This window comes from Lactobacillus bombicola (assembly GCF_900112665.1).
In the GTDB taxonomy this organism is placed as follows: domain Bacteria; phylum Bacillota; class Bacilli; order Lactobacillales; family Lactobacillaceae; genus Lactobacillus; species Lactobacillus bombicola.
Map to the genome: position 1 here is coordinate 1 of NZ_FOMN01000015.1, position 15612 is coordinate 15612.

18 protein-coding genes are annotated in these 15612 nt (G+C 30.3%); 11 read left to right on the forward strand and 7 right to left on the reverse strand.

The features are described 5' to 3' along the window. From BM203_RS08080 to BM203_RS08110, 7 genes are all read left to right on the forward strand, one after another. Positions 1-279, forward strand: a 279-nt coding sequence (locus BM203_RS08080; RefSeq protein ID WP_143453056.1) for a hypothetical protein, incomplete at its 5' end; no start/stop codon positions are given. Between the two features lie 9 nt (positions 280-288). Then, the gene (locus BM203_RS08085) at positions 289-639 is read left to right on the forward strand and encodes a hypothetical protein (protein ID WP_133158298.1); all 351 of its coding nucleotides are present in this window, start codon (positions 289-291) and stop codon (positions 637-639) included. A 15-nt stretch (positions 640-654) separates the two neighbouring features. Beyond that, on the forward strand, positions 655-2247 hold the full coding sequence (gene mobP2, locus BM203_RS08090; protein ID WP_090094200.1) for a MobP2 family relaxase: 1593 nt from the start codon (positions 655-657) through the stop codon (positions 2245-2247). Between the two features lie 61 nt (positions 2248-2308). Continuing rightward, a complete protein-coding gene (locus BM203_RS08095; protein ID WP_228150129.1) occupies positions 2309-3445 on the forward strand; it encodes a toprim domain-containing protein in 1137 nt (378 codons plus the stop codon). 44 nt (positions 3446-3489) lie between these two features. Next, positions 3490-4164 (forward strand): CPBP family intramembrane glutamic endopeptidase, encoded by a 675-nt coding sequence (locus tag BM203_RS08100; RefSeq protein ID WP_090094201.1) that lies wholly within the window; start codon positions 3490-3492, stop codon positions 4162-4164. Between the two features lie 176 nt (positions 4165-4340). Then, complete coding sequence (locus tag BM203_RS08105) at positions 4341-5468, forward strand: ArdC-like ssDNA-binding domain-containing protein (RefSeq protein ID WP_090094202.1); 1128 nt, start codon at positions 4341-4343, stop codon at positions 5466-5468. Between the two features lie 12 nt (positions 5469-5480). Continuing rightward, the gene (locus tag BM203_RS08110) at positions 5481-7787 is read left to right on the forward strand and encodes a DNA topoisomerase (protein ID WP_090094203.1); all 2307 of its coding nucleotides are present in this window, start codon (positions 5481-5483) and stop codon (positions 7785-7787) included. A 238-nt stretch (positions 7788-8025) separates the two neighbouring features. On the opposite strand, the gene BM203_RS08115 is transcribed toward BM203_RS08110, so the two are convergent. Then, complete coding sequence (locus BM203_RS08115) at positions 8026-8382, reverse strand: hypothetical protein (protein ID WP_090094204.1); 357 nt, start codon at positions 8380-8382, stop codon at positions 8026-8028. 165 nt (positions 8383-8547) lie between these two features. After that, positions 8548-8928, reverse strand: a complete 381-nt coding sequence (locus BM203_RS08120) for a hypothetical protein (RefSeq protein ID WP_090094205.1) — start codon at positions 8926-8928, stop codon at positions 8548-8550. A gap of 198 nt (positions 8929-9126) precedes the next feature. Here BM203_RS08120 and BM203_RS08125 point away from each other — a divergent pair, with 198 nt between their 5' ends. Further along, positions 9127-9534 carry a hypothetical protein gene (locus BM203_RS08125; protein WP_090094207.1) on the forward strand — a complete coding sequence of 136 codons (408 nt, stop codon included), beginning with the start codon at positions 9127-9129 and terminating at the stop codon, positions 9532-9534. A 303-nt stretch (positions 9535-9837) separates the two neighbouring features. Next, positions 9838-10446, forward strand: a complete 609-nt coding sequence (locus tag BM203_RS08130; RefSeq protein ID WP_090094209.1) for a recombinase family protein — start codon at positions 9838-9840, stop codon at positions 10444-10446. A gap of 168 nt (positions 10447-10614) precedes the next feature. Here the strand turns inward: BM203_RS08130 and BM203_RS08740 are convergent, their stop codons facing one another. Further along, positions 10615-10701 carry a putative holin-like toxin gene (locus tag BM203_RS08740; protein ID WP_369916880.1) on the reverse strand — a complete coding sequence of 29 codons (87 nt, stop codon included), beginning with the start codon at positions 10699-10701 and terminating at the stop codon, positions 10615-10617. A 639-nt stretch (positions 10702-11340) separates the two neighbouring features. Here BM203_RS08740 and BM203_RS08140 point away from each other — a divergent pair. After that, on the forward strand, positions 11341-11523 hold the full coding sequence (locus tag BM203_RS08140) for a hypothetical protein (protein ID WP_090094212.1): 183 nt from the start codon (positions 11341-11343) through the stop codon (positions 11521-11523). 94 nt (positions 11524-11617) lie between these two features. On the opposite strand, the gene BM203_RS08145 is transcribed toward BM203_RS08140, so the two are convergent. The 4 genes from BM203_RS08145 to BM203_RS08160 form a co-directional block, all read right to left on the reverse strand. Then, positions 11618-12139: a hypothetical protein gene (locus BM203_RS08145; protein WP_090094215.1), complete on the reverse strand. Its 522-nt coding sequence runs from the start codon at positions 12137-12139 to the stop codon at positions 11618-11620. Positions 12140-12186: 47 nt separating this feature from the next. Then, positions 12187-13155, reverse strand: a complete 969-nt coding sequence (locus tag BM203_RS08150; protein WP_090094217.1) for a protein kinase family protein — start codon at positions 13153-13155, stop codon at positions 12187-12189. Positions 13156-13475: 320 nt separating this feature from the next. Next, positions 13476-13718 carry a hypothetical protein gene (locus BM203_RS08155; RefSeq protein WP_090094220.1) on the reverse strand — a complete coding sequence of 81 codons (243 nt, stop codon included), beginning with the start codon at positions 13716-13718 and terminating at the stop codon, positions 13476-13478. Positions 13719-13767: 49 nt separating this feature from the next. After that, positions 13768-14559 (reverse strand): ParA family protein, encoded by a 792-nt coding sequence (locus BM203_RS08160; RefSeq protein WP_090094222.1) that lies wholly within the window; start codon positions 14557-14559, stop codon positions 13768-13770. 585 nt (positions 14560-15144) lie between these two features. Between BM203_RS08160 and BM203_RS08165 the strand changes: the two genes are divergently transcribed. Beyond that, the coding region (locus BM203_RS08165; protein WP_143453057.1) for a replication initiator protein A at positions 15145-15612 on the forward strand (468 nt) is incomplete at its 3' end.

Here is a 15612-nt window from a genome sequence, read left to right on the forward strand (position 1 = left end):
TTAGCAGCAATTGACAAAATTGTTTTAGAAAAAAACATAAATGCTCCGAAAAAAATTTCACGAGAGAGTTTTTTACGAGAACAAATTGAAAAAATACCACTTGAATTTGAAACGCAGAAGCAAGATACAGAAGTTAGTATCTTGATTAAGAAACAAAACAAATTGTTGAAAGAACTTTTATTTGCACTTAATGTTTTAGCTAAGTTTTTTATTGAAGGGGACGAAGAAGGACTAAAACTTTTAGATTCATTAAGTCTTGTGGAAGCAAAAGAAGAGTAGGGGGGTTAAATGATGAAGCAAAATTCATATTACAATCTTAGATTTAATCTTGATGAAAATGAAATGCAGTGGGTTAAAGATTTGATGCAAAAGAATAATTTGAAAAACAAAAAAGAATTATTTAAATTTATGCGCCAAAAAACTGAAGCAGGCGAAAATCTCCAACAAATGAAAAAGCAAATCAGTTTTACTAAAAAGCAAGTCGGTATTTTATCCGAAATGATTTCAGAATATTTTTCATACAAAGGCATAAAAAATATTGGTTATGGGATTGAGGCAGACGTTTATAAGTCGGCGTCAAAATTAGTTGATAAAAGAATTAATGATCAAATGCAAAAAAACCATGGGCAAATTTTATAGGTATGGATTATTTAAATGAAAAAATTACCAGCAATTATTCTTACTTCCAGATTTTCAACACCAACATCACATCATGCTTACGGGAAATATCTAGGTTATATCGCTCGAAAAGAAGCTCTGGAAGCGAAAGAATATTTAAGCGAAACAGAAAAAAAAGAGTTAGCACAGGTTGATGAAAGAATTAATTCTTTAAACGAAAAAAATAATTTTGAATTTAAAGAACAAGGAAATTCTGACCGCCAAAAGAGTGCACAAAAAATACTACACGAAAAAGAATTTTATAATTTAAACGATGCTGAATTTGATAAGTATTTGGGCTACATGATAAGAAAGGAGGCTTTAAATAAAAAAGCAAATGAAGGTGGTCTAAATTCTGAAGAACGAGAAGAACTAGTAAAAGTAAACACAGCTGCAAAAAAAATAGGCGAGGTAAGATCAACAAAAGAAAAAGTGCTTGACGGTGTTTTTAGTTCTGATAAAGATTTAGTTCAACTAAAAGATATGGATTATATTCGAAAGCAGCTTAATCAAGCGCAAAAAAAGGGCAGTGTTTTGTGGCAAGACGTTATTAGCTTTGATAACGAATTTTTGAAAAAGCAAAAAATTTTAGATGCGCAAACCGGAATTTTAAATGAAGATGAAATTCAAAAAGCAACAAAAAAAATGCAAGATGTATTTGAAAAAGAAATGGATCCGCCATTAAATCAAATGTATTGGGTGGCATCAATCCATCGTAATACAGACAATGTTCATATTCATATTGCGACAGTTGAACGTGAGCCAAGAAGGCAGAGTATTGAAAGAAATGGTCAAAAGCAACCTAAAGGTAGACGTAAACAATCGACTATTGACCACATGAAAAGTAGTTTTGCAAATGAGTTAATTGGCACAAATGAGTTGACAAAAATATTGTCAATTGAACGTCAAAATATTAGGAAGGCGGTTCAAAAAAATTTAGCAACAAATATTATTAATGAAGATTTTCAAAAAGAAATTAATAGATTTATGAGTACCCTGCCCACTTCAAGGCGAGAGTGGAACTACAATAAACTTAATTCTAGTCAGCAAAAAAGTTTGAATAAAATTGTTGACCATCTTTTAAGTGATAACAAAGATTTTCAAGATTGGAAAAATAACGTTTTAAAAATGCAAGAGACACGAGTCGCTCTTTATGGTAAAAGTAAACGCAATACAAAAAATTATGCCTCAAATCAAATGTACGGCAAAGAAGGTATTTATGCACGAAACGGTAACGCCTTGCTTCATGATTTACGTGAGCTAGATAAAAAAGCAAATGGAAATCAGCGACACAGGATTAACTTAAAAGATAAGGTACGACCCGAGCAATATGTCCAATCAGTTTTAAATGAAGTCCAATCCAAAGCAAAAAATTATAAAAATAATTCTAGAAAGCATGCAAAAGAACAAAATAAGGCAACTAATCGCCCAAAACATTTACCTAGAATTACAAAAAAACAATTACAAAAAATAGCAAGTAATCAAGAAAAAGTTTGGGAAAAGCAACATGTTGATTTTAAAACAAGGAAAGCCTTGCGTGAATATGAAAAGATGCAAAGAGCTGTTGAACATGATTTAGATAATATTTAAACAAACAACTATTTAGTTAATGGAAATAGTTGTTTTTATTTGAGAAAGGAACTTTTCATATATGGAAGAAAAAGCAACGTCCGCTGAAGTAAACAGCATTTCAAAATTTACTAAAGAACAAATTCGTGCAGCTAATCAGGCAAGCATTTTAGATTATGCCCACGAACGGGGGATTGATTTAGAACAAACTGGTGCAAACTCTTATCGTGGAGTTGAACATGACAGTTTAGTTATCGTTCCTTCGAAAAATTATTTTATGTGGAACTCTAGAGGTATATCTGGTCAAGGAGCACTGAGCTTTGCCCTAAACTATGAATTGGCAGATGAAAACTTAACAAAAAATATCAAATTTTTAACTGCTACTAAAAATGTTTTAGAGTCTGGGGCTAGCAAAGGGGGAAATTTTACAATTAAAAGAGAACCCTTTAAATTTGATACAAAAGAACTTGACCCTGAAGGTAAAATGAATCATGTTTGGGCTTATATGCACCAAACTAGAGGTATTTCAAATAGCACGATTAATGAATTACATCAAAATAAAATGCTAGAGCAAGACCGTAAAGGTAGTGCTCTTTTTATTTGGCGTGATCCTAAAGACAAACACAAAGTTTTAGGTGTATCAAAACAAGGTACCTATGTAAATCATAAAATATTTGGTAAACGGGGGACCTTGAAACAAATTGAAAAAAATTCAACCATGGGATATGGGTTTTATTTTGACTCGCCCAACATGCACGGTAAAACGCCTGAAAATATTAGATTCTTTGAATCTCCAATTGATGCTATTAGTTTTTTTGACCTTTCTAAAGCTAAAAATCCAATCGGATTACAAAATACTAGGTTTGTTGCAATGAATGGTTTGAAGGAAAGTGTTTTTAATACTTTTATCAAAACAACTGCAGATCAGTTATTAAAGGAAGGGGGGCAAATAAAGAGCATTGGACTTGGAGTTGATAATGATGCAGCCGGACAAAACTTTGCTCATAAAATTCAAAGTAAATACCCCAAAGTTAAATATATTAAGCCTAGCCCTAAGTATGGAAAAGATTGGAATGATGTACTTAAGGCTTACCGAGAGATTCAAAGTGAAGCCCAAAAAACTTTAACTAAAAGCAGACAGCCTATAAAAAAAACATTAATTACTGACCCACAAGCCCAAGAATATGCCAGAAGTCAATTAATGGGACGTGAGAGATAATTTTAGCCATTATTAAAAAGAAGGTCGGGGGGTGCTTTGACTAGATGGAACAAAAATTAATCGGGTTTGGACAACTTGTTGTTGGGTTTTTGGTTTATGGTTTTGCTCAAAGTTTTTTTATAATACCTGTAGATAAAAACACAAGAGCAATTGGTATTGTATTTAATTTAGTTGTAGTTTCAGGTATTTTAATAGTTTTATACGGTATATACCAAAAACGGCTTAACCAGCAAAATTTATGGAATTTTACTTCTCTGTCTCAGAAAAATAGGACTAAGTTTAAAGGCAAAAACTTTACCATTGCTCTAATTGCACTACTAGCTATTTGGGGTACTCAAATAATTGCAGAATTTTTATTAAGCGGTACTTCTACAAACCAAACTGCAATTACTAAAGTTCAACAAAATTCAAATATTTTTATGCTAAATCTCTGGCTGGTGTTTATTGCACCAGCGTTTGAAGAAATTATTTTTAGAGGATTTTTCTTTAACTTTTTTTTTAGCAGTCCAACAACCAGTAAACTTAAATATTTTACTGGTATTTTAGTAAACGGAATAATCTTTGGTTTGTGTCATGAGCCAAAACTAGATTGGTTTACTTTAGTATATACAATTTGTGGTATGATTTTAGCTTACGAATATACACAAACAAAAGACTTAACTTATCCCTATTTTACACATCTAAGCAACAACTTATTGGTCATGTTTGCCACACTTTAATTATTTGATAAAATCAGTAATTCTTAAAAAATGCAACAATCCTTGTTATAGCAACAGCTTAATAAATCAAGAGGGCTAGATCGTTAAAGGACAGATTTAATGCCCTTTTTTGTAACTTCTATATAAAGCACTTAGTTTAACTAAGTGCTTTTTTTTTAGAAAAAAGGAATTAAAAAATGGAACAACAAAGCAAAAAAGATAAAGATAAAAAGCAAAAAATTGATAAAGCAACTATTTCTGATCTAATGAAAGATGTACAAAAATATTTTACTTCTCCAGAAAAATTTATAGAATTGGTTGATTTTTTAAATAATTTCCCGCATTATTCAATGAAAAATCGCTTACTAATTAATAGTCAAAGACCTGCAGCTGTAGCTGTAGCAAGCTTTAAAAAATTTAAGGATTTGGGATATTCAGTAAAAAAAGGGGAACATGGGCTTAAAATTTTTGTACCTATCCAAACTACTCAATTTTGGCGAAAAGATAAATTCATTTCCGTCAAATATGCCACTAAAATAGAAAAAGAAAAAATCAAAGAAGGGAAAATTCCTACTCATAAAAAGCTAACCTTTTCTTTGGGTACAGTATTTGATGCAACACAAACTACTATGCCAAAAGATAAATATCCAGAAATTTATCCTAATCGTCATATTGATTTCGATATTAAAAAGGCAACAGATCATGCAAAAATAGATAGCTTACTGAGAAAATTTGCAACAAATATTGGCTTTTCAGTGGATGATAGTATCAGTTCTGCCGATTTTAGCAATGCCTTTGGTAATGCTAAAGGTGTAACTGCACCAACTGCCAAGAAAATATACCTTAATCCGCAAAATACACCTACTGAGAATACAACTACACTTATGCACGAATTAGGACATGCCCAACTGCATTCTGATGAGTCAAAAGAAGCAACTACACTATCAAGCCCTATTAAAGAATTACAAGCACAATTAACTTCATATCTAGTAGCTAAAAGCGTAGGCATTGATAATCACGACTATACAGTTGATTACATTGCAAATTGGACAGATAATGGAAAAACACTAAGTAAATTGGATCATGCGGTGCAAGCAACTATTTTAAACAACGTTACTTTAACAGCCGATAAATTAGTTGATTTCTTAAATGATCCCAAATTAAACTTAAAAAAAGAACGCAAACAGACGATTACAACATCTATTGACTCTTCTGAACCAAATAAAAATACAGAAAAAACACTGGAAAATGAGAAGGGGTCACTTAAACAAAATCAACTAGATTTTGCAAGACAACAGTATTTGAACCGTGGTAGAAGTTTATAAAGGAGAAATAAATTGAAATATTTAATATTAACAGAAAAACCTTCGGCAGCACGCCATTTTGCCGAAGCTTTGGGGGGCTTCAGTGGCTTCATTAATCTAATACCAAATAATTCAGGTACAGATAGCTATGACATTGTTGCAGCACATGGGCATTTGCTGGAATTAAAAGAACCTCACGAAATGGTTGCCCCAGAAAAGGTTGCCAAATATAAAAATTGGACAGATTTATCTAATTTCCCATGGGATCCTAATGATTTCACTTGGGAAAAGTGTCCAAAAAAAGGCGCCCAAGAGACACTTAATCAAATTAAAAAGGCAGCCCAAGGGCATGATGCACTAATTATTGCTACTGATGATGATCCGTCAGGCGAAGGGGACGTGTTAGGACAAGAGATAGTTGATTATATCAATTGGAACAAACCAGTCTTACGAGCCCGTTTTTCCGATGAATCGCCCAATTCATTAAAAAAAGCATTTACCTCACTTAATGATGTAACTGATAAAGCAACTTATGGTAAATATCAAAAAGGTATAGCACGGGAAAGATTTGATTTTTTGTCAATGCAACTGTCAAGAATTGCTTTAATTGCTGAAAGAACAGCCGATTATAATGTAAAAACCCAAAAATTAGGACGGCTTAAATCAGTCATTATTGGTTTAATTAATTACCAGCTTGAAGCTAGAAAAAACTATGTTAAAAAGCCATTTTATGAAATACGGTTTAAAGATACGGACAATCATATTTTTAAAGAGCAAAACGCAAAGCATTATGAACTAAAAGATATAGCAAATGAAAATGTTACTAAATTACAATCTTCAGTTATAAAAGTGACTAGCGAAACTTTAAAAAAGCAACAACCACCACAACTGCTAAATCTTAGTCACTTATCAGTTATTGTTGGTAAACATGGCTTTAAATCAAAACAAGTGCTAGACACTTATCAAAAAATGTACCAACAGAATCTTGTTTCTTATCCCAGAACGGCTGATCGAAAAATCACACAAGAAGATTTTGACCAACTTTTACCTTTAGCACCAAAAATTGCCCAAGCAATCAACCTTGATACTAAGTTATTAACTCAAACAACCTGCCGATCAAAATTCCTTACAAAAAAAGCGGATCATGGTGCTAATCGCCCTGGCACAAATGTTCCTTCAAGCTTAACAGCAGTTGGGGAGGAATACGGTCTCTGCGGCAAAATAATTTATGAAACATTAGCTCGGTCTTTCCTAGCAATTTTAGGTAGCGATTACATTTATAAGCAAACCGATGCTTGTCTGGTATCTTATCCTGACTTTACCAGTACCATTAAAGTACCGCAAGAACAAGGCTTTAAAGATATTTTCAACTCGGAAAGTCTTAAAGAAAAAGATGAAGCATTATCGATAACTAGTTTTAGAGAAACTGCTAATCCTTTTGTTTTTGAAGGACAAAATCCTAAGCCTAAAGAGCCTAGCCACCTCTTTGTAATCAATTTCTTGTCAAAAAACAATATTGGAACGGGGGCAACTCAAGAATCAACTTTAGCCGAAATGTCTACTGGTACTAATAAATTAATTGAAAATAAAAAAGAGAAATACAGTCTAACTAATTTAGGACTAATCCAAGCTGCGATTAGTAGGCACACACAAATTGCTAGTCCTAAAGTAACCTTAAAATTGCAAGAAGCTATGGAACAAGTGGGCAAATTAGCAATACCAACAATGGCAGTACCTAATACTATGGCCAACATCATCATTCATGATAAACAGACAATGTTAAGCAATCAATCTAGTCTAGCTTCTTTGCCAGATTTGCAGAAAGCAAAAATTGAGTGGAATAAACGCCAAGAAAAAATGAACGTACCTAAAATTACTGGTAATTGGCAGGGTAAAGAAGTAGCTATTAAGAGCAAATGGGGTGACCATATTTTTACCGAAAGCGAGTTAACACAGCTTTTTGCAGACAAAACGATCACTTTTGATACCGCACAAGGTAAAGTTAGCGGTAAATTAGCAGAGCAAATGTATAAAAAATATAAATTTGTTGGTTTTTGTCCCAACTTACCAGATAAAAGTGACGACTTTGTTACTGGTACATTTGTACCAACAAATAAGCAAGTAAGCTTTAAAAAGCAATTTGGTACTTATATTTTTTCCCCACAAGATATAAAAAAATTATTACTAGGCGAGGAAATTACTATCCAAGCAATTGGTAAAAGCGGTAAACCGTACTCAGTAACTGGACAACTCAAAAATTATATTTATAACGGAAAAAAATGTTTTGGCTTTAAAGCAAATTTCCCAAAAAAAGTACAAAAGTACAAAAAATATAGTTGATCTTTAAATTAGCTATAAGCTCATAAAAAAAGCCCTCGTTTTGAGGGCTTTTTAGGAAAAATCTTTATTTTCAGTCATTATCGAAATCTAAAGTGCCGTATCTCTCTTCGTCTACATATACAGAGTATTCGTTATTTTCATTTTTAAGTTCTCCTTTGTCTTTTTAATTCTTTATGTATATTATACTATCAGTATTGGTCATTGTAAACAACAATTGGTTATTTTTTTATTTTTTTGATTAACATTCCTCAATATCGTTTATAAAAGCTTCCCCCGCAAACTCAATTAGTTCTAAAACCTCATCATCATCTAACTGGTCAATAGTTTCATAAATTAGGTTGGTTTGATCTTCAAATAGTTTTTCTTCCAACTCATCATCATCATAATAATCTGCTTGCTCAATATCTTTGTTAAGTCTTGCAAACTTTGGATCTTTTTTCTCTAAAAATTCAACGATTAAATCTCTGTCAAAATAATTAGGCGTACTATCGTTCCGAACCCAAGCGTCCAACTTTGAAAATAAGTCATGTGGGTCTTCAGCTATCATAGTACCAATTGTTTTCCCGTTTGTAGTTTTCCCTGTCCATTCAATCATTTTTAAGTTCTCCTTTGTTTTTAAATCTTTAAGTATATTATACTATCAAAATTGGTTATTGTAAACAACAATTGGTTATTTCTTTATCTTTTTTGTTTTAAAGACAAGTTGACTAAAAGAACTGTATACAAAAAAGGACAGTTTTTTAAAACTCTGCCCTTTTTGCTACTTTTTTAAAATAATTTTACTATCTATTTTTGCTAACTCATTTAGAACTAAATCACACAATGTAACATCTAACAGCAATTCTTTTATTAAGTTCCGTTGCCCATCTTTTAATTTTTGCAAAATGTCTGAATTGGCATTTTTGTTCTCTAGAACTTCAATATCATTATTATAGTTGAAAATCCAATATATAATATTGCCTATATTGCCAAGTACCTGTAGTCTATTAATATCAAGATTCATTCTTTTAATGATCAACGACAAAGCTTTAACAATATTTTTTTCAGTTAAACCGTTATATCTAATTAGATACTGTATACAGTTAGCTGCATACACATCTTCCCAAACTTCACTTTTGTTTTTTAAAGTTATTGTATACATATTCTTATGTCTCCTTATCCTCATTTATATGTATATTATATCATCATAATTGATTATTGTAAACAACAATTGGTTATTTCTTTATCTTTTATGGTTATTTTTTAATTTAAATGATTACTTTATAATCTTTTTGACTTTCTAAATATACAAATGTATGCTATAATAATACAAATTAATAAATTGAAAAGGAGCACCACGATGAACGGTCGCATTGATAAATGGACGGATAAATATGGTAATGAACTCGATCAAGCAAAAAAGGTTATTAGTGATAGACAGATTAATTTAGTTAATTTAAGTAAAGCAACAAATATTCCCTACTCTACTATCAGAGCATATAGATTTGACCCTAGCAAGCTGAACAAAGCTAGCTGGCAGCGAATTAAGACACTATCAAACGCTTATATTCAGTCAGTAGTTGAAAGCAAGTTAGACTATGCTAATATGCAAACTTATCCTAGTAAATTGATGGACATGTTCAAAAATTGGAAATTAGAGGCAATCAAAAATGATCAAAGTGTTGCAGTAATCGAAAAAATAGAAGAAATTGTAATGTCTGATCCACTTGCTGTTGCTGAAATCTTTGAGGTTGATAATTCTAAATAAATTTAAGAAATACTTGGGTTAATGATATTAGTTATTCTTATAAATCAAAAAAGAAAGTTTTTAAATCTTGCTTTGTCGTAGAAATAACAAAGCATTATCTACTCATGAGCCATTTTCAAACATATGTACGGAACCGTAAAAGACAATGGTTTTACCCATTATTTTAAATAAAATGTCAATCTAAATATATTGCAAAAAGCAAAAAAACGAACAATAGGGTACACTCTATTGTTCATAACAAAAATTGTGTTATACTGATTTTTATTAATGTTCATTAGACTATGTTCAAAAAGGATTTGAAAAATGGCAAAAATTGGATATGCAAGAGTTAGTACCCGTGATCAAAATTTAGATCGGCAAATTGAATCATTAGAAAAAATTCAAGTAGACAAATTATTCTGTGACAAAATGTCAGGGGCAAATACTAAACGCCCCCAATTACAAAACATGTTAGATTATATACGTGAAGATGATGTCGTAATTGTAACTGAACTTGATCGGTTAGGGCGCAATAATCAAGATTTGACTAAAATCATGGGAGCAATCAAAGCCAAAGGTGCAACACTTGATATTTTAAATTTCCCCTCTTTGCGTGGTATTGAAGACCCAAATTTGCGGCAGCTAATGAATAACTTAATTTTGGAATTATACAAGTATCAGGCAGAAAGCGAGCGTAAACGTATTAAGGAGCGCCAACGGCAAGGTATTGAAATAGCTAAAGCAGAAGGTCGCTATCATGGTAGAAAGCCTAAATATGATAAAGACAGTCCACAATTGCAACACGCCTTTAAACTCTATCAAAGTGGTATGTCTGATACTGCTGTTAGCAAGGTAACTGGAATCAATCGAATAACATTTAAACGGTATAGAGAAAAATATGGAATTACTCAGTCAAGTTATTCCACAAAATAAAACTAAACGTGCTACAATATGACTGTAAAGAAAAAGAAGCCTTGTACGACCAAGACTTCTCTTCTGAATTTCAAGCAACCGCTTTAAAGGCGGTTGGCAAAGTTATGTTTCAATCAAAAAGACCAATCCCATAACTCGCCAAAGTTATTGTTGGGACGGTCTTTTTGTTTACTTGTGTTTGTCGATATAAGTCAACAAGACAATAATAAACGTGGCGAATGCCAGTGCTAATTCTAGCGCATGATAAACGCTCAATGACTGTCAACCTTTCTGAAGAATTTTGTGCCATAAGCACCCTCTCCTTTCTTAGGAAAAACAGCCAACCGCCCTCAAAACAATTTGTTCTCAATTCAAAGATAATTATAGCAAAATTTTTTAAGTATAAGACTGTACAAGTTACAAAAAATCGTTGTTTAACCGCAACGATTTTTATTTTTGGAAAATTGCAATTTTAAGTTGACTATACACATTAATAGGTGTATTATAATAATTGTAGGCAGGTATGGAAGAAAAAAAGCTTTCAACCTAGACAACCTACAGTGAGAAGGTGAGAGCTTATGAGTATAAGTGATCCTATAATAGTAGTCGCTTTCTTCGTTGGATTAGGATTATTCGTTCAGATGATTGAACAATACCATAATCAACACAAGAAGTAATTCTACAAAGGCAAGCAGTATTACCAAGGCGCTTGCCTTTTCACATATTATAACAGTTTTATCGGGAGAAATAAAAAAATGAATATACCAAATAATATAATTATCTCTTTTTTATTATTGATATGGGCTGCAATGTTGATTTTTAACAGTAGATTTTTAGCAATAATTTTCCTACTTTTTACAATATTATCCTATTGTCTAGTTAATCTCGACTATTTGAAACAAGGCAGGAAATAAAATGGCACTCAGTGAAGCAAAAAAACGTGCTAATGCACGTTGGAACGCTAAAAATAAAGAAAAGCAACTAATTTATACTACAAAATCAGCAGCTAAAAGATTCGTCAAAGAATTTGCAGATGAGGATGAATTAAAAGAATTAGAGCAACTAATCGCCCAACGTAGAGTAATGTTGCGAAAATAGAAAATACCTTAAGTCAATTTGGACCTAAGGTATTTTTTTATACTTTAAATTAAATCGTTTAAAAACGTTATTTTTCCAACTTTTTATAGCCATTTTATTTAAGCGACTTCAATTCTGAAATAAAATCGCTTTCATCTAATAATTGATAAAAGGAATTTGATTTATAAGCAAAATTTTTTCCATTAATCATTACATCAAATAAAAATTTGGGTTTTGAATTTTCTTTTGTTTTACAAAATTTATTTAGAGACAAATTTTTATTGTTTTCAAAACCAACTATAAAATTTTTTGTAGAATACTCAGGTATAAATAAGGGTACTGTATTGGGATTATACATTCTATTATCTTCTTTCCAATCAAGACGTGGTATGTTGCTTGCAACAAACATATTCCCCTCTAAATCTCTATGTGTGATTTCAGTAATATTTATTGGTTTAGATGATAAATTGGAGATAGTAAAATAAATATAATTATTTTTATCATATTTATGATAATAAAACCATTTTGGACAAATTTGTGGTTCTCTTGTTTCTTCTTCATGTTTTTTTAAAAATTCAATAATACTTATTATCATAGGAATAATTCCACTAACCGTTGCAATTACTGTCCAAATCATTAGTTCTCTCCTATAAAAAGTACCCTATTTTTTGATACTCTCATTTACTAATTCCAATATAATTTTTGCCCATTCCAGTTGTCAAAATGATGTAAGTTACATCTACAAGCTTCATTTATGATATCTCTAACAATACTTTTTTGGGATATTAAAAAACTTATATATACTTCTTTTTCTTCTTTTGGATTAACAAGCCATACATCTGGAATATTATTTACAGCTTCTATTATAAAAGAATCAGATAAAGTCTCAATTCGATGAACTATTTTAGCAAAAGGATTATTTTTTTTGAAATCAATATATTTTTGCATTGCATCTAAGCAAAAATTTTTTCTCTCAACAATATCATCAAATAATTTTTCTTCAATTTCCTTTGCAATTTCCAGTTTATTTTGATTAGAATAATTGCATACTTTACGAATATAATTCTTTTTCGAGTAAGACCAATCGTTATAAAAAAAAGAATTACCAAAGTCTATTGCATATGCATGACTTTTATCTTCTTTTATTAAAATGTTAAAAACATTTGAAAACTGATCCCCATTAGCAATAAAACAAGTAAAAGCTATTATTTCAGCAAGTATTTCTAAATTCTCTATTTTTTTTAAATCATTGTAAAGAAAATCTGGTTTTGTATCATAGTTAAGTACAACGTCTCCGTTATTTTGTTTAATTGGCTTGATTAATTTTGATCCAAAGTACAAATTATGACTTAATTTTATAGCAGCTTCATTGAGATTATGTCTCTCAAAGTCTTCTTTTTTATTTTCAAAAACTTTATGATCTAATGTCAGTAAATCAAACTTTGGTGTTTCAATTCTTAACTTATCGCATAATTCATAAGCCAAATATTCTTGAGCTAAGCGGTCATCACAATCGCTTTGACGTAATTTAATTAGATATTCATCTCCATTATTACCATTGACAAATAGATGATAATTTGAATTTTTAGTAAATGTATCTATAATACTTAAAAATTCTTCATTACAAACTTCTTTTATATATTTTTTTTCCACTTTTATTTACCTCTTCATTTATTATAATTACTTAAAATATAAAAAATACCTTAAGTTAAAACAAACCTAAAGTATTGAATGCTAAGCATAAAGAAAAGCAACTAATCGCCCAACGTAGAGTTCTCTCCTATAAAAAATATGAGTGCAAATATATTTTTTATTATAAATACAAATACAACCGTATTTATATTTATATTTTAAAAACAAATATTATAAATATCCTTATATTTTATTATATATAATAAATATAGGTATGCTTACAAATAGACAACTAATAAAAAGACAATTGTATTTACAATTGTCTTTTTATATATCGTACCCTATTTTTTGATACTCTCAATTAGGTCACTTAAAAATTGTGAGTCCGAATTATAACCTTGTTGTTTTGCCAACATTTTAAGTTGCTTTCTAACACTTGGTTTTAAAGTGAAGGTGTAATTCTTTTTATTTTCACGTTCGCTTTGAACTTTGCTGGGTATAACTAGATCCTGATTTATATTTTCTTTCTTAAATTCACTACCTTGCAATGCTTGCTTTATATTTTTATTTGGTTCAAATGCCATGTTTTCTCCTTAATTATACTTAAATTCATAATTATACTTATAAGTATAATTATATTTTTTGATTAATATCACTAAATATTTGATTTATCTCATCAAAAAATTTACTTTGCTTAATATATATCTTATGATCGTCTGTCATTGTAGATAATGACATTTTATCTAACGTTGAACGATTAAATAATTCTTTTTCTGGAATTTTTGCAAGTACCCTATCATCGTCTTTAATAACCTCTAATAATTCATGTGACGATTTAGTATTATGCCGCACCATATTTGCTAAGAAAAATAATTTTGCTGTTACATAACTTTTTCTGGTAGAAAAATCAATTGCTTCTTTACTTAATTCATTGATTCGTTCTTCCAAATTAAATTTAGCACTATAGCCATGCTCACTTGGTGTGATTGGGCTAAGAATTGTATTACTAATAATTACTGCATTTTTTGTAGCTGTAGCAAAGTCTGGGTGCGTATCAATAATGATGTAATCATAGTCAGCTATATGTAGTTTTTCATAATTGTCACTCAGCCACATATACAAAAGCATATTTTTATTAGTTTTATTTTCTATATCAGTTTCAATATCATCTAAGTGCATATCGCCTACAATTAAACTAATATTTTGTTTAATAGAATGGATTTTCACATCTCCATTTCCGAGAAAAATATTACCAACTGTTCCGTCTGTATCATAGTGATTATAAATCTGTGATAAATTACATTGATGGTCTAAATCTAGTAATAGTACATTGTTGTCATTCGCAGCTAACCACTCAGCATAGTTAAATGCTAAAGTGGTTTTTCCAACGCCACCTTTGATAGCAGCAAAAGTTATAATTTTCATTTTTCCCTCCTATTTACTTATATTTTATCAAAATTATAACAAATATAAATACACATGTAAATACATTTGTATATTTATTTACAAATGTATTCATTATTACAAGCATATGTGTACTTATGATAATAAATTTAAGTGTATTAAAAAATATATGTATAAATGTATATTTAAACATATACTTATTTGTAAACATATTTATATTTGTGCGTGTACGCTTTATTACAAGTATGATTACAAATATATTTGTACTAACATGTGTATTTATAAAATATGCTTGCTTAAAAAGACTGTTGCAATATTAAACTTTTATTGATATATTTATCTCAAGAAACAAAAATTTGAAATTTAATTAATAAAGAAACAAAAAAAGGTTTATAAAAAGTTGGCGCTTTTTATAAACCAGTTGATCAACTACTAGACCTAGCTAATCAATTATTTTCTTTAGATAAAGTATACCATTCTTGTAATATTAAAACAATACTTCCTTACTTTTATCTCACAAAAAAGAAAAATAATCGAAAAACTGATAAGCCAAAGTCGTAGTAGTTAATCTACTGCGACTTTTTTGTTACTAAAAAGGAATTCAAAATGAACGAAACAAACTTTAATTTTATTACTTCACAACGTGCATACGGCGTTAAATATTTACAATTTCCAGAAGTTTTACTGTATGGCGAGAAATATCGGAACTTAAGTGATAGTGCAAAATTAGCATATATGGTCTTACAGAATCGCTTAAGCTATAGCCTTCAAAACAACTGGGTAGACAATGATAATAGAGTATATTTTATTTTTACTAATCAAGAACTACATAATCTTTTTGGCTGGGGTTCTGCTAAAGTAGTTCGAATAAAAAAAGAACTTGAACAAAAAGGATTATTATTTCAAATAAATCAAGGCTTTGATCCAAAACAAAAAAAGAATCTACCTAATCGACTTTACCTAGCTGACTTAGAAGTTACAGCTAAAGATGTATACATAAAACAAGGAATAGAACAAAATATAGCACAAACCGTTGAGCCACAAGACATTATCAAAATGAAACCTCGAGACGAA